General features: G+C 61.9%; 1 protein-coding gene. It reads left to right on the top strand.

The features are described from left to right. Positions 1 to 454: 454 nt before the first annotated feature. Positions 455 to 17,131 carry an Ig-like domain-containing protein gene (locus B0H98_RS01225; RefSeq protein WP_106373252.1) on the top strand — a complete coding sequence of 5,559 codons (16,677 nt, stop codon included), beginning with the start codon at positions 455 to 457 and terminating at the stop codon, positions 17,129 to 17,131. Positions 17,132 to 17,211: the final 80 nt, after the last annotated feature.

Here is a 17,211-nt window from a genome sequence, read left to right as displayed (position 1 = left end):
TTATCCGCTCTAAGTATATATTTAAAAAAAGAAATATTGGCTTTTTAATGCATTAATAAAACAGTCGTATGAGGCTTGGAATATATAGGGTTTAAATTGAATTACTGACTAACCAATCAGTGCTGCTTTAAATCTCGATGGTATTTTTTTTGTTCAATTTGTCTGATATTTGTTAATTCTACAGGTCTGTAGGAAATTTCTTATTTTGATGTAAGAGATTTCTTACAATGAGTTATTTAATGTATAGAATTTAATTTTTTTAATTCTTGTTGATTTTTAAGTAAATGATTTTATAGGTTTTAATTGCGTATAGGGCTTGGGCATATTTTTATCTTTCCGCCCTTTTCTATTCATATGAGTAAAAGATAATTAGCGATTCTTGACCTGCTGATTATGTTTATCTACTGATAAAGGAGGACAACACTAATATCATTTAAGGGTAGGGAGGCGGGATATGTCTTTTCTTGCAAAAGTATCTGCGCTGGGAAACGATGTCGCTGACGTTGCAGCCTTCGAAGTAGAAAATAGCATTACTCTTTCACAACCCAGTCAGGTGCTATTGCAACTCGCCCCTGAAGACGTGCTATCCATGCTCCGCGATGGCAGCGATCTGGTTATTGAAATGGCTAATGGTGAAACCCTGCGTATTGTCGGTTTTTATAACGATATGCCGGGTGGAGCGGAAAACGAGCTCTATCTCACGGGCGCCAATGACCAGTTGATCCCCGTTGAACTTACTACCCTATCTGATGGCACCGTTACTTACGTAACGTACTATCCTGTAGGTGAATATTCAGGCTTCGAACACTCCCGTGAAAAAGCGGGTTTCTATGCTGAAGACGCCGTATTTCCCATCGCTTTAGGCGCAGTTGGAGCGGCCGCCATTACCTCTGCCAATAGCTCCTCCAGCGCTTCTGCGCCGCCCCCGGTGGATGACAGTGAAGATGATGTCGGTGACCCCCTAGACCCTGATACCCCGCCCGACGGCGATCCAGACGACCCCGATGTACCGGGCGACCCGGACGATCCCGATGTACCGGGCGACCCGGACGATCCCGATGTACCGGGCGATCCAGACGACCCCGGTGTACCGGGTGACCCGGACGACCCCGATGTACCGGGTGACCCGGATGATCCCGATGTGCCGGGCGACCCGGACGATCCCGATGTGCCGGGCGACCCGGACGATCCCGATGTGCCGGACGACCCGGACGATCCCGATGTGCCGGGCGACCCGGACGATCCCGATGTGCCGGGCGACCCGGACGATCCCGATGTACCGGGCGACCCTGATGATCCCGATGTACCGGGCGACCCGGATGATCCCGATGTACCGGGAGATCCCGACGAACCAGGTGATCCAGACGATCCCGATGAGCCGGGCGATCCTGACGAGCCGGGCGACCCTGATGAGCAAACGCCACCCGCGCCCACGCTGAATTTGGTCAATGACACAGGCTTTGCCATTGACGGTATTACCCGTGACGGCACGATCGCGGTCAATGGCCTTGAAGAAGGCGCTACCTGGGAGTACAGCCTGGATAGTGGCGAGACCTGGTTGACAGGTGACGGTGGAAGCTTCGTATTACCTGAAGGTGAATATCCGGCAGGGCAGGTGCGCGTTCGCCAGACCAATGCGGAGGGCCTGACCAGTGAGGCCGGCATTCTGGGCAGCATCGTTGTCGATCAAACGCCGCCCGCGCCGCCCACGCTGACGCTTGCCAACGATACCGGCGATGTTGATGGTGTCACCACTGACGGCACCGTACTGGTGGGCAACCTCGAGCCTGGCGTACGTTGGGAATTCAGCCTCGACGGCGGCGAGACCTGGCAGGCGGGTACCGGCGACCGCTTCATTCTGCCTGAGGGGGATTACGCACAAGGTCAGGTGCAGATTCGCCAGACGGACGCGGCGGGCAATGTCAGCGATGCGGCTGAGTTTGGGCCTGTCACCGTCGATCTCGTAGTCGTTGATCCGGAAGACCCAACGCTACCTGACATTCCTACCCTGACACTTGCCGATGACACCGGCGAAGTGGACGGCATTACCTCCAACGGTACCGTACTGGTCGGTGGCCTGGTGGAAGGTGGTACCTGGGAAATTAGCCTGGATGGCGGTACCACCTGGCAAACCGGCACGGGCGAAAGCTTTGAGCTTGCCGAAGGCACCTATGCTGCAGGCCAGGTGCTGGTGCGTCAGTCAGACGCCGATGGCAATACCAGCGGCACCCGTACACTAGGCAGCGTGATTATCGACCAGACACCGCCTGTCGCGCCGGAGGTGGCGCTTGCCAACGACGTGGGCGCGCCGGATGGCGTGACCTCCGACGGTACGATCATCATTGGTAATCTGGAAGCAGGCGCGCGCTGGGAAGTCTCGCTCGATGGCGGTGAAACCTGGCAGCAGGGCAGTGGTGATCGGTTCATTCTGCCCGAAGGCGAGTATACCAGCGGCCAGGTGCAGGTACGTCAGACCGATGCGGCAGGTAACGTCAGCCAAATCGGCGAGTTGGGGGCGGTCACCATCGACCCCGATCTCTCCCTGCCCGGTGACCCGGACACCCCGGACACGCCTACCCTGACGCTGGTGGAAGACACGAGCGGGAATGATGGTATTACCAGCAATGGCAGCGTACTGGTTGGCAATCTCGATGCTGGCAATTCCTGGGAATACAGCCTTGATAGTGGGGCGACCTGGGTGAGCGGACAGGGTGATCGCTTCGTCTTGCCGGAAGGGGATTACGGCCCGGGGCAGGTGCAGGTACGTCAGACCAATGCGGCAGGCAGTACCAGCGCCGCTGGCGCGCTGGACGCCATTGTGGTTGACACGACACCACCAGCAACGCCCACGACGGCGTTGGACAATGATACCGGCGACGTTGAAGGCATCACCAGCGATGGAACCGTCAATGTCGATGACCTTGAACCCGGTGCCCGCTGGGAGTACAGCCTGGACGGTGGCGATACCTGGTTTGCCGGTATCTTTGCTTCTTTCCTGTTGCAGGAAGGCGCCTACGCCACACGCCAGGTGCTGGTACGCCAATTCGACGCGGCAGGTAACGCCAGCGGTACCAGCAACCTGGGCGCCGTGATCGTCGATACCACGGCCCCGGATGCGCCTTTACTGAGCCTGCTTGACGACACGGGCGGGTTGGATGGCGTCACTGCCAACGGTACGGTCATCGTGGGAGATCTCGAACCCGGTACCGCCTGGGAGTACAGCCTGGATAGTGGCCTGACCTGGCTGCGCGGCAGCGGCGACCGCTTCATTCTGGCGGAAGGTAATTACGCCCCCGGACAGGTTCAGGCGCGCCAGATCGATGCGGCGGGTAACGTAAGCGACGTTACAGAATTCGGACCGGTCACCGTCGATCTGATTATTGATAACCCGAATGACCCCAACCTTCCCGCTATCCCGACGCTTACGCTTGCCAATGATACCGGCGAGCCCGATGGCATTACTGCGGACGGTACCGTGTCGGTGGGTGGCCTGGTCGAAGGCGGTACCTGGGAGTATAGCCTCGACGGTGGTAGCACCTGGCTGGTAGGCGTGGACGATACTTTCGTACTGCCTGAAGGCGACTACGCGCCAGGGCAAGTACTGGTGCGTCAGACCGACGCTGATGGCTTGACCAGCGGTACGCGTACCGTGGGCAGCGTCATTGTCGATACTACCCCGCCGCAAGCGCCCACTATCGATGTCGCCAACGATACTGGTGATATTGCAGGCATTACTGCCGATGGCACTATTGTTATCGGCAATATCGAGCCGGGGGGCTATTGGGAGGTCAGCCTGGATGGAGGCCAGAGCTGGCAGCGAGGTGTGGGTGATCGGTTCATCCTGCCCGAGGGCGATTATGCGGGGGGGCAGGTACAGGTTCGACAAGGCGACCGAGCCGGTAATACCAGCGAGGCCATAAGCCTTGACCCGTTGACCGTCGATCTGACCGCGCCTCAAGTACCCTCCTTGCAGTTGGATAGCGACGCGGCCATCACGAACGAACCGACCGTGACCGTCGGCAATCTTGAAGCGGGAGCGGTCTGGGAGTTCAGTCTTGATGGCGGGGATACCTGGACCATCGGCAGTGGCTCGAGCTTCGAGCTGCCGGAAGGTGAATTCGAGGTCGGGCAGGTGCTGGTACGCCAGACCGATGGAGCGGGCAACCTAAGCCCCATCGCATCGCTTGCCCCGGTCATTATTGATATCACGCCACCTGTTGCGCCCGAGCTATCCCTGGCGGGCGACAGCATCATTACCAATGATGGCACCGTTACGGTAGAAGGTATCGAGCCGGAGGCGACCTGGGAATACAGCTTGAACGGCGGGGCGACCTGGATCGCCGGTGAGGGCACAAGCTTCGTACTGCCTGAAGGCGAGTACGCGGCCGGCCGAATACTGGTACGCCAGACTGATATCGCGGGCAACGTCAGCGCACCGGCGAATCTGAGCACGTTGATTGTCGATACCACGCCACCCCCTGCACCGCTTTTGACCCTGGCCAGCGGCGCGGATGACGATGGCGTAACCGCCGATGGTACTGTGCTGCTGGGAAATCTCGACCCCGATGCGCGCTGGGAGGTGAGCCTGGATGGCGGCCAGACCTGGCAGCCAGGCAGCGGCGACCGCTTCGTGCTGCCGGAAGGCGTTTATGACGCCGGCCAAGTGCAGGCGCGTCAGGTCGATGCGGCGGGCAACGTAAGCCCGGTCACCGGGCTCGGCCCCGTCACGGTCGATCTCACCATCGAGCCACCGACCGACCCGCAGGCGCCGGCAACGCCCACCCTGGCGCTTGCCAACGACACCGGCGATATCGACAGCATCACCAGCGACGGCAGCGTGCTGGTAGGTGGCCTGGTAGAAGGTGGCACCTGGGAGTACAGCCTGGACGGCGGTGCCAACTGGCTGGCCGGCCAGGGCGACGGTTTCACCCTGGCCGAAGGCACCTATGCGGCAGGCCAGGTGCTGGTTCGCCAGACGGACGCTGCCGGTGTGACCAGCGGTATTTCTACTCTTGGCGCGGTGATCATCGATACGACGCCCCCCGCCGCACCCACCATTACGCTGGAAGCCGATACCGGTGGTATCGATGGCGTCACCGCCAATGGCGCCGTGCGGATAGGCAATCTTGACCCGGCGGCCACCTGGGAAATCAGCCTGGATGGCGGCACTACGTGGCTGCGCGGAACCGGCGAGCGCTACCTTCTGCCGGAAGGGGACTACGCGGCCGGCGATATTCTGGTACGCCAGATTGATAGCGCCGGAAATGCGAGTGACTCGACCCCGCTGGGCGCCGTGACCGTCGTGACCCAGCCGCCGCAGGCGCCGACGATCGATCTGGTGGGCGGCAATCTTACCAACGACGGCACGGTCACCGTGGACAACCTGCAGCCTGGCGCTACCTGGGAAGTCAGCCTGGATGGGGGGGAGACCTGGCAAGCCGGTACGGGCGATCGCTTTGCCTTGCCCGAGGGCTCCTATTCAGCCGGGCAGGTTCAGGTTCGCCAGACCGATGGTGCGGGCAATATCAGCGCTTCCGCAGCGCTTGGCGCGGTTGTCATCGATACCACTGCGCCCGCTGCACCGACCGCGAGCCTTGCCGGTAACGGCGGCATTACCAATGACGGTACCGTCGAGATCGGTAACCTGGAACCGGATGCCACCTGGGAGTTCAGCCTCGATGGCGGCCAGACCTGGACCGCTGGCGAAGGCGACCGCTTCGTGCTGCCTGAAGGTGAGTATGCCGCCGACCAGATTCAGGTACGTCAGACCGATGCCGCCGGTAATGTAGGCAAGCCGCTTGCCTTGGGGGCGACGGTAGTGGATACCACTGAGCCTTCGGTGCCGACGCTGACCCTTGCCAATGACACCGGCGATATCGACGGTGTAACGGCCGACGGTACCATTCTGGTAGGCAATCTTGAGCCGGGTGGCTTCTGGGAAGTCAGCCTGGACGGTGGCGATACCTGGCAGCGCGGCGCGGGCGACCGCTTCGTGCTCCCAGAAGGCGTCTATCAGGATGGCCAGGTCCAGGTTCGCCAGGTCGATGCAGCGGGTAACCAGAGCCCGGTCGCTGAATTCGGTCCGGTGACCATCGATTTGACCATTGACCCGCCCGTGGATCCAGAAGCGCCGGCGACACCTACGTTAAGCCTGGCCAATGATAGCGGCGAAGTGGACGGCTTGACGAATAACGGTGCTGTTCTTGTTGGTGGCTTGGCCGATGGCGCGACCTGGCAGTACAGCCTGAACGGAGGCAACACTTGGCTAACCGGCAATGGTAGCGGCTTTACCCTGCCGGAAGGTGTCTACCCGGCCGGCCAGGTGCTGGTACGTCAGACCGACGCCAACGGCCTTACCAGCGGCACCTCGACCCTGGGAGCCGTCACCATCGATACGACGGCGCCTGATGCTCCGACTGTCGAGCTGGTCAACGACACCGGTGATATCGTCGGCCTGACCAACGACGGCACGCTGCGTCTTGATAATCTGGAAACTGGCGCGGTATGGGAAATCAGCCTGGACGGCGGCGCGACCTGGGTGATGGGAACCGGCGAGCGTTACATTCTTCCGCCCGGTAGCTATGCAGATGGAACGGTACAGGTTCGCCAAACCGACGGGGCCGGCAACGTCAGCGAGCCAGCACGCCTGGGAGAGATCGTGGTGGATACCACGCTTCCCGATGCGCCGGTCATCGATCTATTGGGGGGCACCGTCAACAACGACGGCATCGTGCTCGTCAGCGGTATCGAAGCCGGTGCGCGCTGGGAGGTCAGCCTGAACGGTGGCGAAACCTGGATAGCGGGCCGCGGTACCAGCTTTGCACTTGACGAAGGCCGCTACGCGGCGGGCGATATTCAGGTGCGTCAGATTGACGGTGCCGGGAATATCAGTCCAGTGGCGGCGCTGGAAGCGGTAGTGATTGATTTCGAGCCGCCTGCGGCACCGAGCGTGGCGCTGGTCGATGACAGCGCGATTACCAATAACGGCCTCGTGGAAGTCGGTGGGCTCGAGGAAGACGCCACCTGGGAGGTTAGCCTGGATGGTGGCGAGAGCTGGATTGTCGGCACAGATACGAGCTTTACCCTGCCGGAAGGCGACTACGCCCTGGGCGACGTGCAGGTGCGCCAGACCGATGCTGCCGGCAACACCGGCTCACCGGCCAGCCTCGGCGCGGTGGTCATCGACACCACCGCGCCGGACGCCCCGACACTGAGCCTAGCCAATGACACTGGCGTGATTGGCGACGGTATCACCGCCGACGGCACCATCGAGGTGGGCAACCTGGAGCCCGGCGCGTTCTGGGAAATCAGCCTGGATGGCGGCGTCACCTGGCAGCGCGGCCTGGGCGACAGTTTCGTGCTGCCTGAAGGCATCTATCTCGACGGGCAGGTGCAGGTTCGCCAGACGGATGCAGCGGGCAATACAAGCGACTCGGCCGCGTTCGGCCCGATTACCGTCGATCTCGCCATTACCCCGCCCGTGGACCCGGAAGCCCCGGCCACGCCCACCCTGGCGCTTGCGGCGGATACCGGGGAGCTTGACGGCGTGACCAGCAATGGCCTGATCAACGTGGTTGGCCTGGTCGATGGCGCTACCTGGGAATACAGTCTGGACGGGGGTGACAGCTGGATCGACGGCACCGGCACCAGTTTCACTCTGGACGAGGGCACTTACGCCGCCGGCCAGGTATTGGTACGCCAGACCGAAGGAGGCCTTACCAGCGGCACCTCGACGCTGGGTGCGGTCACCGTTGATGCCACCGCACCGGATGCGCCGACTGTGGCGCTCGTCAACGACACCGGCGCGCTTGACGGCATCACCGCCGACGGCACGCTGCTGATCGGCAACCTCGAACCCGATGCGTTCTGGGAAATCAGCCTGGACGGTGGTACTACCTGGCAGGCGGGCACGGGGGATCGTTTCATCCTGCCCCAGGGTGGCTACGCCGCAGGCGATATCGTCGTGCGTCAAACCGACGGCGCGGGCAACGTCAGCGACACCGGCAGCGCCGGAGCGATTTCCGTCATCACCACGCCGCCGGCCGCGCCTGTTGTCACACTGATCGGCGAAGCACCGTTCACCAGCGACGGCACGGTAGAGGTCGACGGCATCCTCGACGGCGCCACCTGGGAATACACCCTGGATGGCGGCGAGACCTGGCTGCCCGGTACAGGAGACGGCTTTACCCTGCCGGAAGGAACCTATGCGATCGGCGACATTCAAGTTCGTCAGACCGACGGCGCGGGCAACGTCAGCTCCCCGGCTCAAGTCGGGGCGGTGGTCATCGATCAGACCCCACCGGCAGCACCCACCGTTACACTGGCGGATGACAGCCCGATCACCAACGATGGCACCGTCACTATTGGCGGGCTTGAAGATGGCGCTACCTGGGAAGTCAGCCTGGATGGCGGCGAAAGCTGGCAACCGGGTGTGGGTGATAGCTTTATCCTTCCGGAAGGCGCCTACGTCCTGGGCGATGTGCAGGTACGTCAGATCGACCGCGCCGGTAACGTTAGCGAGCCGGTCGAGCTTGGGGCGGTCACGATCGATATCACACCGCCCGCAGCGCCCACCGTTACGCTGGTCAGCGATAGCCCGATCACCAACGACGGTGCTGTCGAGGTGACGGGGCTTGAGCCTGATGCTACCTGGGAGGTCAGCCTGGATGGCGGCGAGAGCTGGATCGTTGGCACAGGTACGAGCTTTACCCTGCCGGAAGGCGACTACGCCCTGGGCGATGTGCAGGTGCGCCAGACCGATGCCGCCGGCAACACCGGCGCACCGGCCAACCTCGGCGCGGTAGTCATCGACACCACCGCGCCGGATGCCCCGACGCTAAGTCTTGCCAATGACACCGGCGTGATTGGCGACGGTATCACCGCCGACGGCACCATCGAGGTGGGCAACCTGGAGCCCGGCGCGTTCTGGGAAATCAGCCTGGATGGCGGCGCCACCTGGCAGCGCGGCCTGGGCGACAGTTTCGTGCTGCCTGAAGGTGTCTATCTCGACGGGCAGGTACAGGTTCGCCAGACGGATGCAGCGGGCAATACAAGCGACTCGGCCGCGTTCGGCCCGATTACCGTCGATCTCGCCATTACCCCGCCCGTGGACCCGGAAGCCCCGGCCACGCCCACCCTGGCGCTTGCGGTGGATACCGGGGAGCTTGACGGCGTGACCAGCAATGGCTTGGTCAATGTGAATGGCCTGGTCGACGGCGCCACTTGGGAATATAGCCTGGACGGGGGTGACAGCTGGATCGACGGCACCGGCACCAGTTTCACTCTGGACGAAGGCACTTACGCCGCCGGCCAGGTACTGGTACGCCAGACCGAAGGTGGCCTGACCAGCGGCACCTCAACGCTGGGCGCGGTCACCATTGATGCCACCGCGCCGGATGCGCCGACTGTGGCGCTCGTCAACGACACCGGCGCGCTTGACGGCATCACCGCTGACGGCACGCTGCTGATCGGCAACCTCGAACCCGGTGCGTTCTGGGAGATCAGCCTGGACGGCGGTACTACCTGGCAGGCGGGCACGGGGGATCGTTTCATCCTGCCCCAGGGTGGCTACGCCGCAGGTGATATTGTCGTGCGTCAGACCGACGGCGCGGGCAACGTCAGCGACACCGGCAGCGCCGGAGCGATTTCCGTCATCACCACGCCGCCGGCCGCGCCTGTTGTCACATTGATCGGCGAAGCACCGTTCACCAACGACGGCACAGTAGAGGTCGACGGCATCCTCGACGGCGCCACTTGGGAATACACCCTGGATGGCGGCGAGAACTGGCTGCCCGGCACGGGAGGCGGCTTTACCCTACCGGAAGGAACCTATGCGGTCGGCGACATTCAAGTTCGTCAGACCGACGGCGCGGGCAACGTCAGCTCCCCGGCTCAAGTCGGGGCCGTGGTCGTCGATATCACCCCGCCAGCCGCACCGGTCATCGGCCTGATGGATGACAGCCCGATCACCAACGATGGCACCGTTAACATCGGCGGACTTGAAGACGGCGCCACTTGGGAAGTCAGCCTGGATGGCGGCGAGAGCTGGCAACCGGGTGTGGGTGATAGCTTTATCCTTCCAGAAGGCGACTACGCCCTGGGCGATGTCCAGGTGCGCCAGACCGATGCCGCCGGCAACACCGGCGCACCGGCCAGCCTCGGCGCGGTGGTCATCGACACCACCGCGCCGGACGCCCCGACGCTGAGCCTTGCCAATGACACCGGCGTGATTGGTGACGGTATCACCGCCGACGGCACCATCGAGGTGGGCAACCTGGAACCCGGCGCGTTCTGGGAAATCAGCCTGGATGGCGGCGCCACCTGGCAGCGCGGCCTGGGTGACCGCTTCGTGCTGCCTGAAGGCGTCTATCTCGACGGGCAGGTACAGGTTCGCCAGACGGATGCAGCGGGCAATACAAGCGACTCGGCCGCGTTCGGCCCGATTACCGTCGATCTCGCCATTACCCCGCCCGTGGATCCGGAAGTCCCGGCCACACCCACCCTGGCGCTTGCGGTAGATACCGGGGAGCTTGACGGCGTGACCAGCAATGGCCTGGTCAATGTGAATGGTCTGGTCGATGGCGCTACCTGGGAATACAGTCTGGACGGGGGTGACAGCTGGATCGACGGCACCGGCACCAGTTTCACTCTGGACGAAGGCACTTACGCCGCCGGCCAGGTACTGGTACGCCAGACCGAAGGAGGCCTTACCAGCGGCACCTCGACGCTGGGTGCGGTCACCATTGATGCCACCGCGCCGGATGCGCCGACTGTGGCGCTCGTCAATGACACCGGCGCGCTTGACGGCATCACCGCCGACGGCACGCTGCTGATTGGTAACCTCGACCCCGATGCGTTCTGGGAAATCAGCCTGGACGGCGGTACCACCTGGCAGGCGGGCACGGGGGATCGTTTTATCCTTCCCCAGGGTGGCTACGCCGCGGGCGATATCGTCGTGCGTCAGACCGACGGCGCGGGCAACGTCAGCGACACCGGCAGCGCCGGAGCGATTTCTGTCATCACCACGCCGCCGGCCGCACCTATTGTCACCCTGATCGGTGAGGCACCGTTCACCAGCGACGGCACGGTAGAGGTCGACGGCATCCTCGACGGCGCCACCTGGGAATACACCCTGGATGGTGGCGAGACCTGGCTGCCCGGCACGGAAGACGGCTTTACCCTGCCGGAAGGAACCTATGCGATCGGCGACATTCAAGTTCGTCAGACTGACGGCGCGGGCAACGTCAGCTCCCCGGCTCAAGTCGGGGCGGTGGTCATCGATCAGACCCCACCGGCAGCACCCACTGTTACATTGGCGGATGACAGCCCGATCACCAACGACGGCACTCTTACCATTGGCGGGCTCGAAGACGGCGCTACCTGGGAGGTCAGCCTGGACGGTGGCGAGACCTGGCTACCCGGCACAGGCACACGCTTTATCCTGCCTGAAGGCGAGTACCTGGCAGGTGAGGTTCAGGTACGCCAGACCGATCGCGCCGGCAACGTTGGCGAACCGGCCGAACTGGGCGCGGTGGTGGTCGATATCACGCCTCCCGCCATTCCGCTCGTTACCCTGGCGCTCGATGGCGATATCATCAACGATGGTACGGTCAGCGTAGCGGGGCTTGAGCCCGATGCGATCTGGGAATATAGCCTTGATGGTGGCATTAGCTGGCAGGCCGGCGCGGGAGAGGGGTTCACCTTGCCCGACGGCAATTACGCGCTCAATGCCATACAGGTTCGTCAGTTCGATGCGGCAGGCAACGTAAGCCCGGTCGCCACGCTTGGCCCGGTCATTATCGACACTGTCGAACCGGTAGCCCCCTCGTTGACGCTTGCCGTTGATACCGGGGAGCCGGATGGCATCACCGCCGACGGCACCGTGCTGGTGGGCGAACTCGAACCCGACGGCACTTGGGAGTACAGCCTGGACGGTGGCGCTAGCTGGACGGATGGCACCGGTGATCGCTTCGTGCTGCCGGAGGGTACTTACGCCGCCGGCGACGTACAGGTTCGCCAGACGGATGCGGCTGGCAATACCAGTGATGTCACCCCCTTCGGCCCGGTCACGATAGATCTCACCATCGACCAGCCGGTGGAGCCGGAAGCTCCGGGGGCGCCGTTGCTTACCCTCGAGGAAGACACCGGTGCGCTGGACGGCGTGACCGCCAATGGCACTGTCAACGTGGGTAATCTGGTTGATGGCGGCACCTGGGAATACAGCCTGAACGGCGGTGAAAGCTGGGTCGACGGCGTCGGCACGCGTTTTGTACTGCCCGAAAATGCGTATGCCGCGGGCGATGTGCTGGTACGCCAGACCAACGCCGAAGGCCTGACCAGCGGCACCCGCGTACTGCCGGCGGTGACCGTTGACACCACCGCCCCCGAGGCGCCTGTCCTGACGCTGGTCAATGACACCGGCGATGTGGGTGGCGTGACCGCCGACGGCACCGTGCGCGTCGATGGCCTGGAAGCGAACGCAAGCTGGGAAGTCAGCCTGGATGGTGGCACCACCTGGCAGGCGGGTACGGGCACAAGCTTCGTTCTACCGGAAGGCGACTACGCCCTTGGACAAGCGCTGGTGCGCCAGACCGATGGCGCGGGCAACACAAGCGCCAGTGGCGAGCTTGCTCCGGTCAGCGTTGATATCACCAGCCCCGGCGGTGAGCAGGGTTCTGATGCGCCCTATATCGTGCTGCCGGAACTGCTTCGTGGATTTATCAATGCCGAGGCCGCCGATGACGGTATCGAGCTGGATGTCATGCTCACCGCCGGTACCCAAGCGGGCGATACGTTGACGATCTCGTTTAACGGTAACGCGGCGATTCCGGCACTTAATTATACCGTTACCTCGCAAGACGTAGCCGATGGCATGGTCATGCTGATCCTGGAAGGCGACTACCCGGAAGGTAGCTACACGCTGACCACCACCATTACCGATGGGGCGGGCAATACATCGGCCGTTTCCAACGCCATCGATTTCATCCTCGATACGATCCCGCCGGATGGAACCACCACACAGATCGTGATCGACCCGATTACCGGCGACGACATCATCAACCTTGTCGAATCCAACCAGAGCGTTGCGATCACCGGGCGTGTCGAAGGGGAGTTCCGCCCGGGCGATACCCTGAACATCACCATCAACGGAGCCGAGTACAGCACCAGCGTAGGCGCCAACGGTGCCTTCAGCGTACCGGTATTGGGTAGCCTTTTGGCCGGTGCAACGCCGCCCATAGTGGCCTTTGAACTGCTGGCAAGCGACGCGGCGGGCAACGTGGGTGTGATCGAAGCTGACTATGAGTTCGTGGTCAATCTCGATACGCCGCTGATTACGATCGATCCGTTAGCAGACGACAACGTCGTCAACGGCCAGAACATCGTCAACGGACTTGTGATTACCGGCACCGTCGAGGGGGCACCTGAGGGCGCGCTGGTGACGGTCAGCATTGCCGGCGCCACGTTCGAAAGTACTGTGGTAGACGGTGCCTGGAGCGTTCAGGCGCCGGCCGGTTTCCTGGGCGACCTGGCCAATGGGACCTTCGAGGTCGTGGCTACGGTCGCCAACGAGGTGGGTAACGTCGGCCAGTCGGCGCCTGTCGAAGTGCTGCTGGATACGCTCCGTCCAACCGCGACCATTACCATTTCGGAGACGCTGATCGGTGGTGGCGATGCAGCGCTGGTGACGTTTACCTTCAGTGAGGCGGTGACTGATTTCACACTGGGTGATATTCAGGTAGCCGGCGGCACGCTTGCCAATTTGACGACCCAGGATAATCTCACCTGGACGGCCGAGTTCCAGCCGGGCATATCCGGACAGGCCAGCATTACGCTTCCCGGCGGCAGCTATACCGATGTGGCGGGTAACCCCGGCGTTGCCGCAAGCCTTGGCGGTATCACGGTCGATATCGACCCGCCGTCGCTCACCTCCGTAAGCTTCGCCGTCGATGGCCGGCCCTTGACCTCGGCGGAAACCACCGAGGTGACGTTCACCTTCAGCGAGGCGATTACCGGGCTTGCGCTCGGCGACTTCACCGTGACCGGCGGACGTCTCTCCAACCTGACCAATAACAACGGCGGTACTACCTGGACCGCCACCTTCCGGCCCGATGGCCTGGCAAGTTCGGCTTCCATTACGCTCGCTGATGGCAGCTACACCGATCTTGCCGGCAACCCTGGTACGGGAGGCATCAGTCCGTCGCTGCCCATTACCATCCTGCAACCGGTACTGGTCATCGAGGCCTCTGAAGATGGCTGGATCAACGGGCTTGAAGCGACGGGGGCCGAGGTGCAAGTCGGCTTTGGCGGCCTGCCTGTCTCGGCAGGCGAGGTGGTTACCCTTGATGTATTCGCCAGAGCCGGTGGAGAGTTGGCTGCAGGTGCGGGTATCGCCACGGTGACCTACACGCTGACGGCGACGGATGTTGCCAATGGTTATGCTACTTTCGCTCTCGATATTGGCCTCGAGTATGCCTTCCAGCCTGCCGGCGCAAGGGTACGCATTGGCGATAGCGCGAACTCGCAAGAGATCGACTTCGTTATCGATACCATCGTGCCCGGCAATGCCGTCGAGGGAGAGGTCGAGGTGCGCGGCAACGGTATTCTGCTCGATACGCTGTTGAATCCCGGCGAAGGTATCCGCCTGCGTATCGAAGACGATCAGGATACGCTGCGCATTCTGGATACTGACGACTATCCTGGCCTTCTGGCCCGTAACGCCAGTGGTCAACTGGTCATCGATCTGTTTGCCCTTGCGCTCAATCTGCAGGAGCTGCTGGGCGACGATCTGGGTAATTTGCTGGATCTACGCAGCCTCGATCTGCAGCTCTCTACCTATGACCGCGCTGGCAATGAAAGCGAGATCGTGACGCTGAACGATTTCAATATTCTGGGTCCGGTTGTGTCGCTGCTTGATTTCACCGGCTCGCTTGTTGGCGTGACCGACCCCGGTGCTTCCATTGCGGTCAGCGTTCGCCTGGCCGGCGTGACCCAGACCGTAACGGTCAACTCTGACGCTAACGGTGCGTTTGCCATTGATCTGCTTGCCGACCCTCGCTTGAGCTTCAGCCTGAACGACCTGCTGACGGCTTCGGTTACGGCGGTGGCGACCGATGCCCAGGGCAACCGCACCTTCTCGCCGGTAACCGCGAACCTGGTGGATCTTCTGCCGGTACCGCTTTCCACGCTGGACCTGAGCCCGATCACCAATCTCGTAGTGGGCGGTACCGGCGTGGTGGCCGCGCTCACCAACGTGGTACTCCCGCAGGGCAGTACGCTCTCCGCCACACTAGATATCGTTGGGCTTGGCTCGGTGGCAGTGCCTGTTACGTCAGGCCCCACCGGGGCGCTGACGCTCAACTTGGGCGCCGCCCTGACCTCCGCAGTTACATCATTGAACCTGCTGGGTGGTGTAACCGGGCTTCTGACCGGGCGCGGCGCAACGCTTACGCTCGAGTACACTTCGCCGAACGGCGTGGTGGGTACGACCGAAGTGGCGCTTCTGGGCGGCTCGCTTGCCACGCTGACGTTTGGCAGCGTGCGTGAAACCACGATCAACGGTACGGCTGAAGCGGATGTGCTGATCGCCGGGGCTGGCCAGTCCGTGCAGGCGCTGGGCGGTAACGATCTGATCGTGCTGAGAAGCGATGCGTTTGTCAGCATCGACGGCGGCGCGGGTACCAATACGCTGCTGATCGAGAGCCGTCTGAACCTGGATCTTGCCGATTTCGCGCGTATCAGCAACATCCAGCGTGTGAACCTGGGCAATACCGGCAGTACGCTGACGCTGGATGCTGAAACGGCCAACGCCCTGGCGGGTGATGGCGGCACACTGCAAATATTCGGCGGCGCTACCAACAGCCTGAATATCTCCGGCGCAGCGGTATTTGGTGGCACGACCGTCGTGAATGGCGTGACCTTCCAACAGGTGAGCCTTGGCGATACGACGCTGCTGATCAACCCGGGTATCGCGCTGGATTTCGTGCCCACCATCAACCAGACCGCCGGCTACATCATCAGTGGCGGTGGCGAAGCGGGCGCTGTGGTCGCGGTTCAGGTAGGCAGCACTACCTACAATACGCGGGTCGATGCGGAGGGCGACTGGCGGCTGGTGCTCAACCAGCCGGCGACAGCCGGTAGCCAGATTCGCGCGGTAGTAGGGGGCGATACCACCGAGACCGTCATCGTGCCGACCAGCGTAGCGCCACCTACGGGGCTTCAGATCCGAACGCCTCCTCTACTGGGGCTGTTACAGTCGTTCCTTGAAGGCAGCGCGGTAGGTGCCCAGACAGTAAGGCTGAACGTCTATCAAGACGATCTCTTCACTTCGCTACGCAGCGCTACCATCAACGTCAACTCGAACGGCAGCTTCTCCGTCAGTACGAGTGTATTGAGCAATCTGCTTAATAGTGCGACCGGGCTTCTTGTAGGTAACCAAGGCGTCAACGTGGGCTTTACTGCGGAACGTTCCAACGGTTCTCACAGTACAACGGAGGTGGTCAACTTTGGCTCTGCGGAGTCGGTATTCAGCAATGTGACGGGGGCGATCACGAATACGTTAGGCGGTGTCATAGGAGGTGTGCTTGGCAGTACCAATCCCTTGCCGGTGACCAACTCCTTCTACGATGGCAGTGATAACGCCGATATCGTTCAGGGCAGTGCGCGCAACCAGACCTTTACCACCGATGATGGTAACGACGTGGTGATCAGCACCGGTGGACGGGATGTCATCAATACCGGTTCGGGAGACGATGTTGTCGTGTTGCGCAACACCCAGTTCGCCAGCATCGACGGTGGTGACGGCTTCGATATCGTGGCGCTCGGTACAGGCATCAACCTGAACCTGACCAGTTCGACCGTGGGTGATATTCGCAACGTCGAACGTATCTCGCTTGGTAAGGCCAACGGTGCGAATACGCTGCGCCTGGGCGGTCAGGACCTGATCGAGCTGACCGATAACGACAATGTTCTCCAGATCACCGGGGACGGCCAGGATCGGGTAGAGCTTGCTGGCGGCAGCTGGTCACGTACCGGAACGGCTCAGACCATTGGTGGGGTGGTATTCAACGAGTACGTTAATCAGGATGGCGTTTTGTTCGTCGAACAAGGCATCAACGTGGTGGAGGTGGCTTGATTAACCATCGCATGGAAAGCAAACGTTGTCTCACCGAAAAGCGCCTTGGCCCGGCGCTTTTCGGCCCCCCGTTAGACAGT

The sequence above is a fragment of the Vreelandella songnenensis genome, from assembly GCF_003002925.1.
GTDB classification, from domain to species: Bacteria; Pseudomonadota; Gammaproteobacteria; order Pseudomonadales; family Halomonadaceae; genus Vreelandella; species Vreelandella songnenensis.
This window is presented reverse-complemented; position numbering and strand designations above follow the sequence as displayed.

Excerpts from the sequence above, each read along its gene's own strand:
- B0H98_RS01225 (WP_106373252.1), top strand. The coding sequence starts at position 455 with ATGTCTTTTCTTGCAAAAGTATCTGCGCTGGGAAACGATGTCGCTGAC.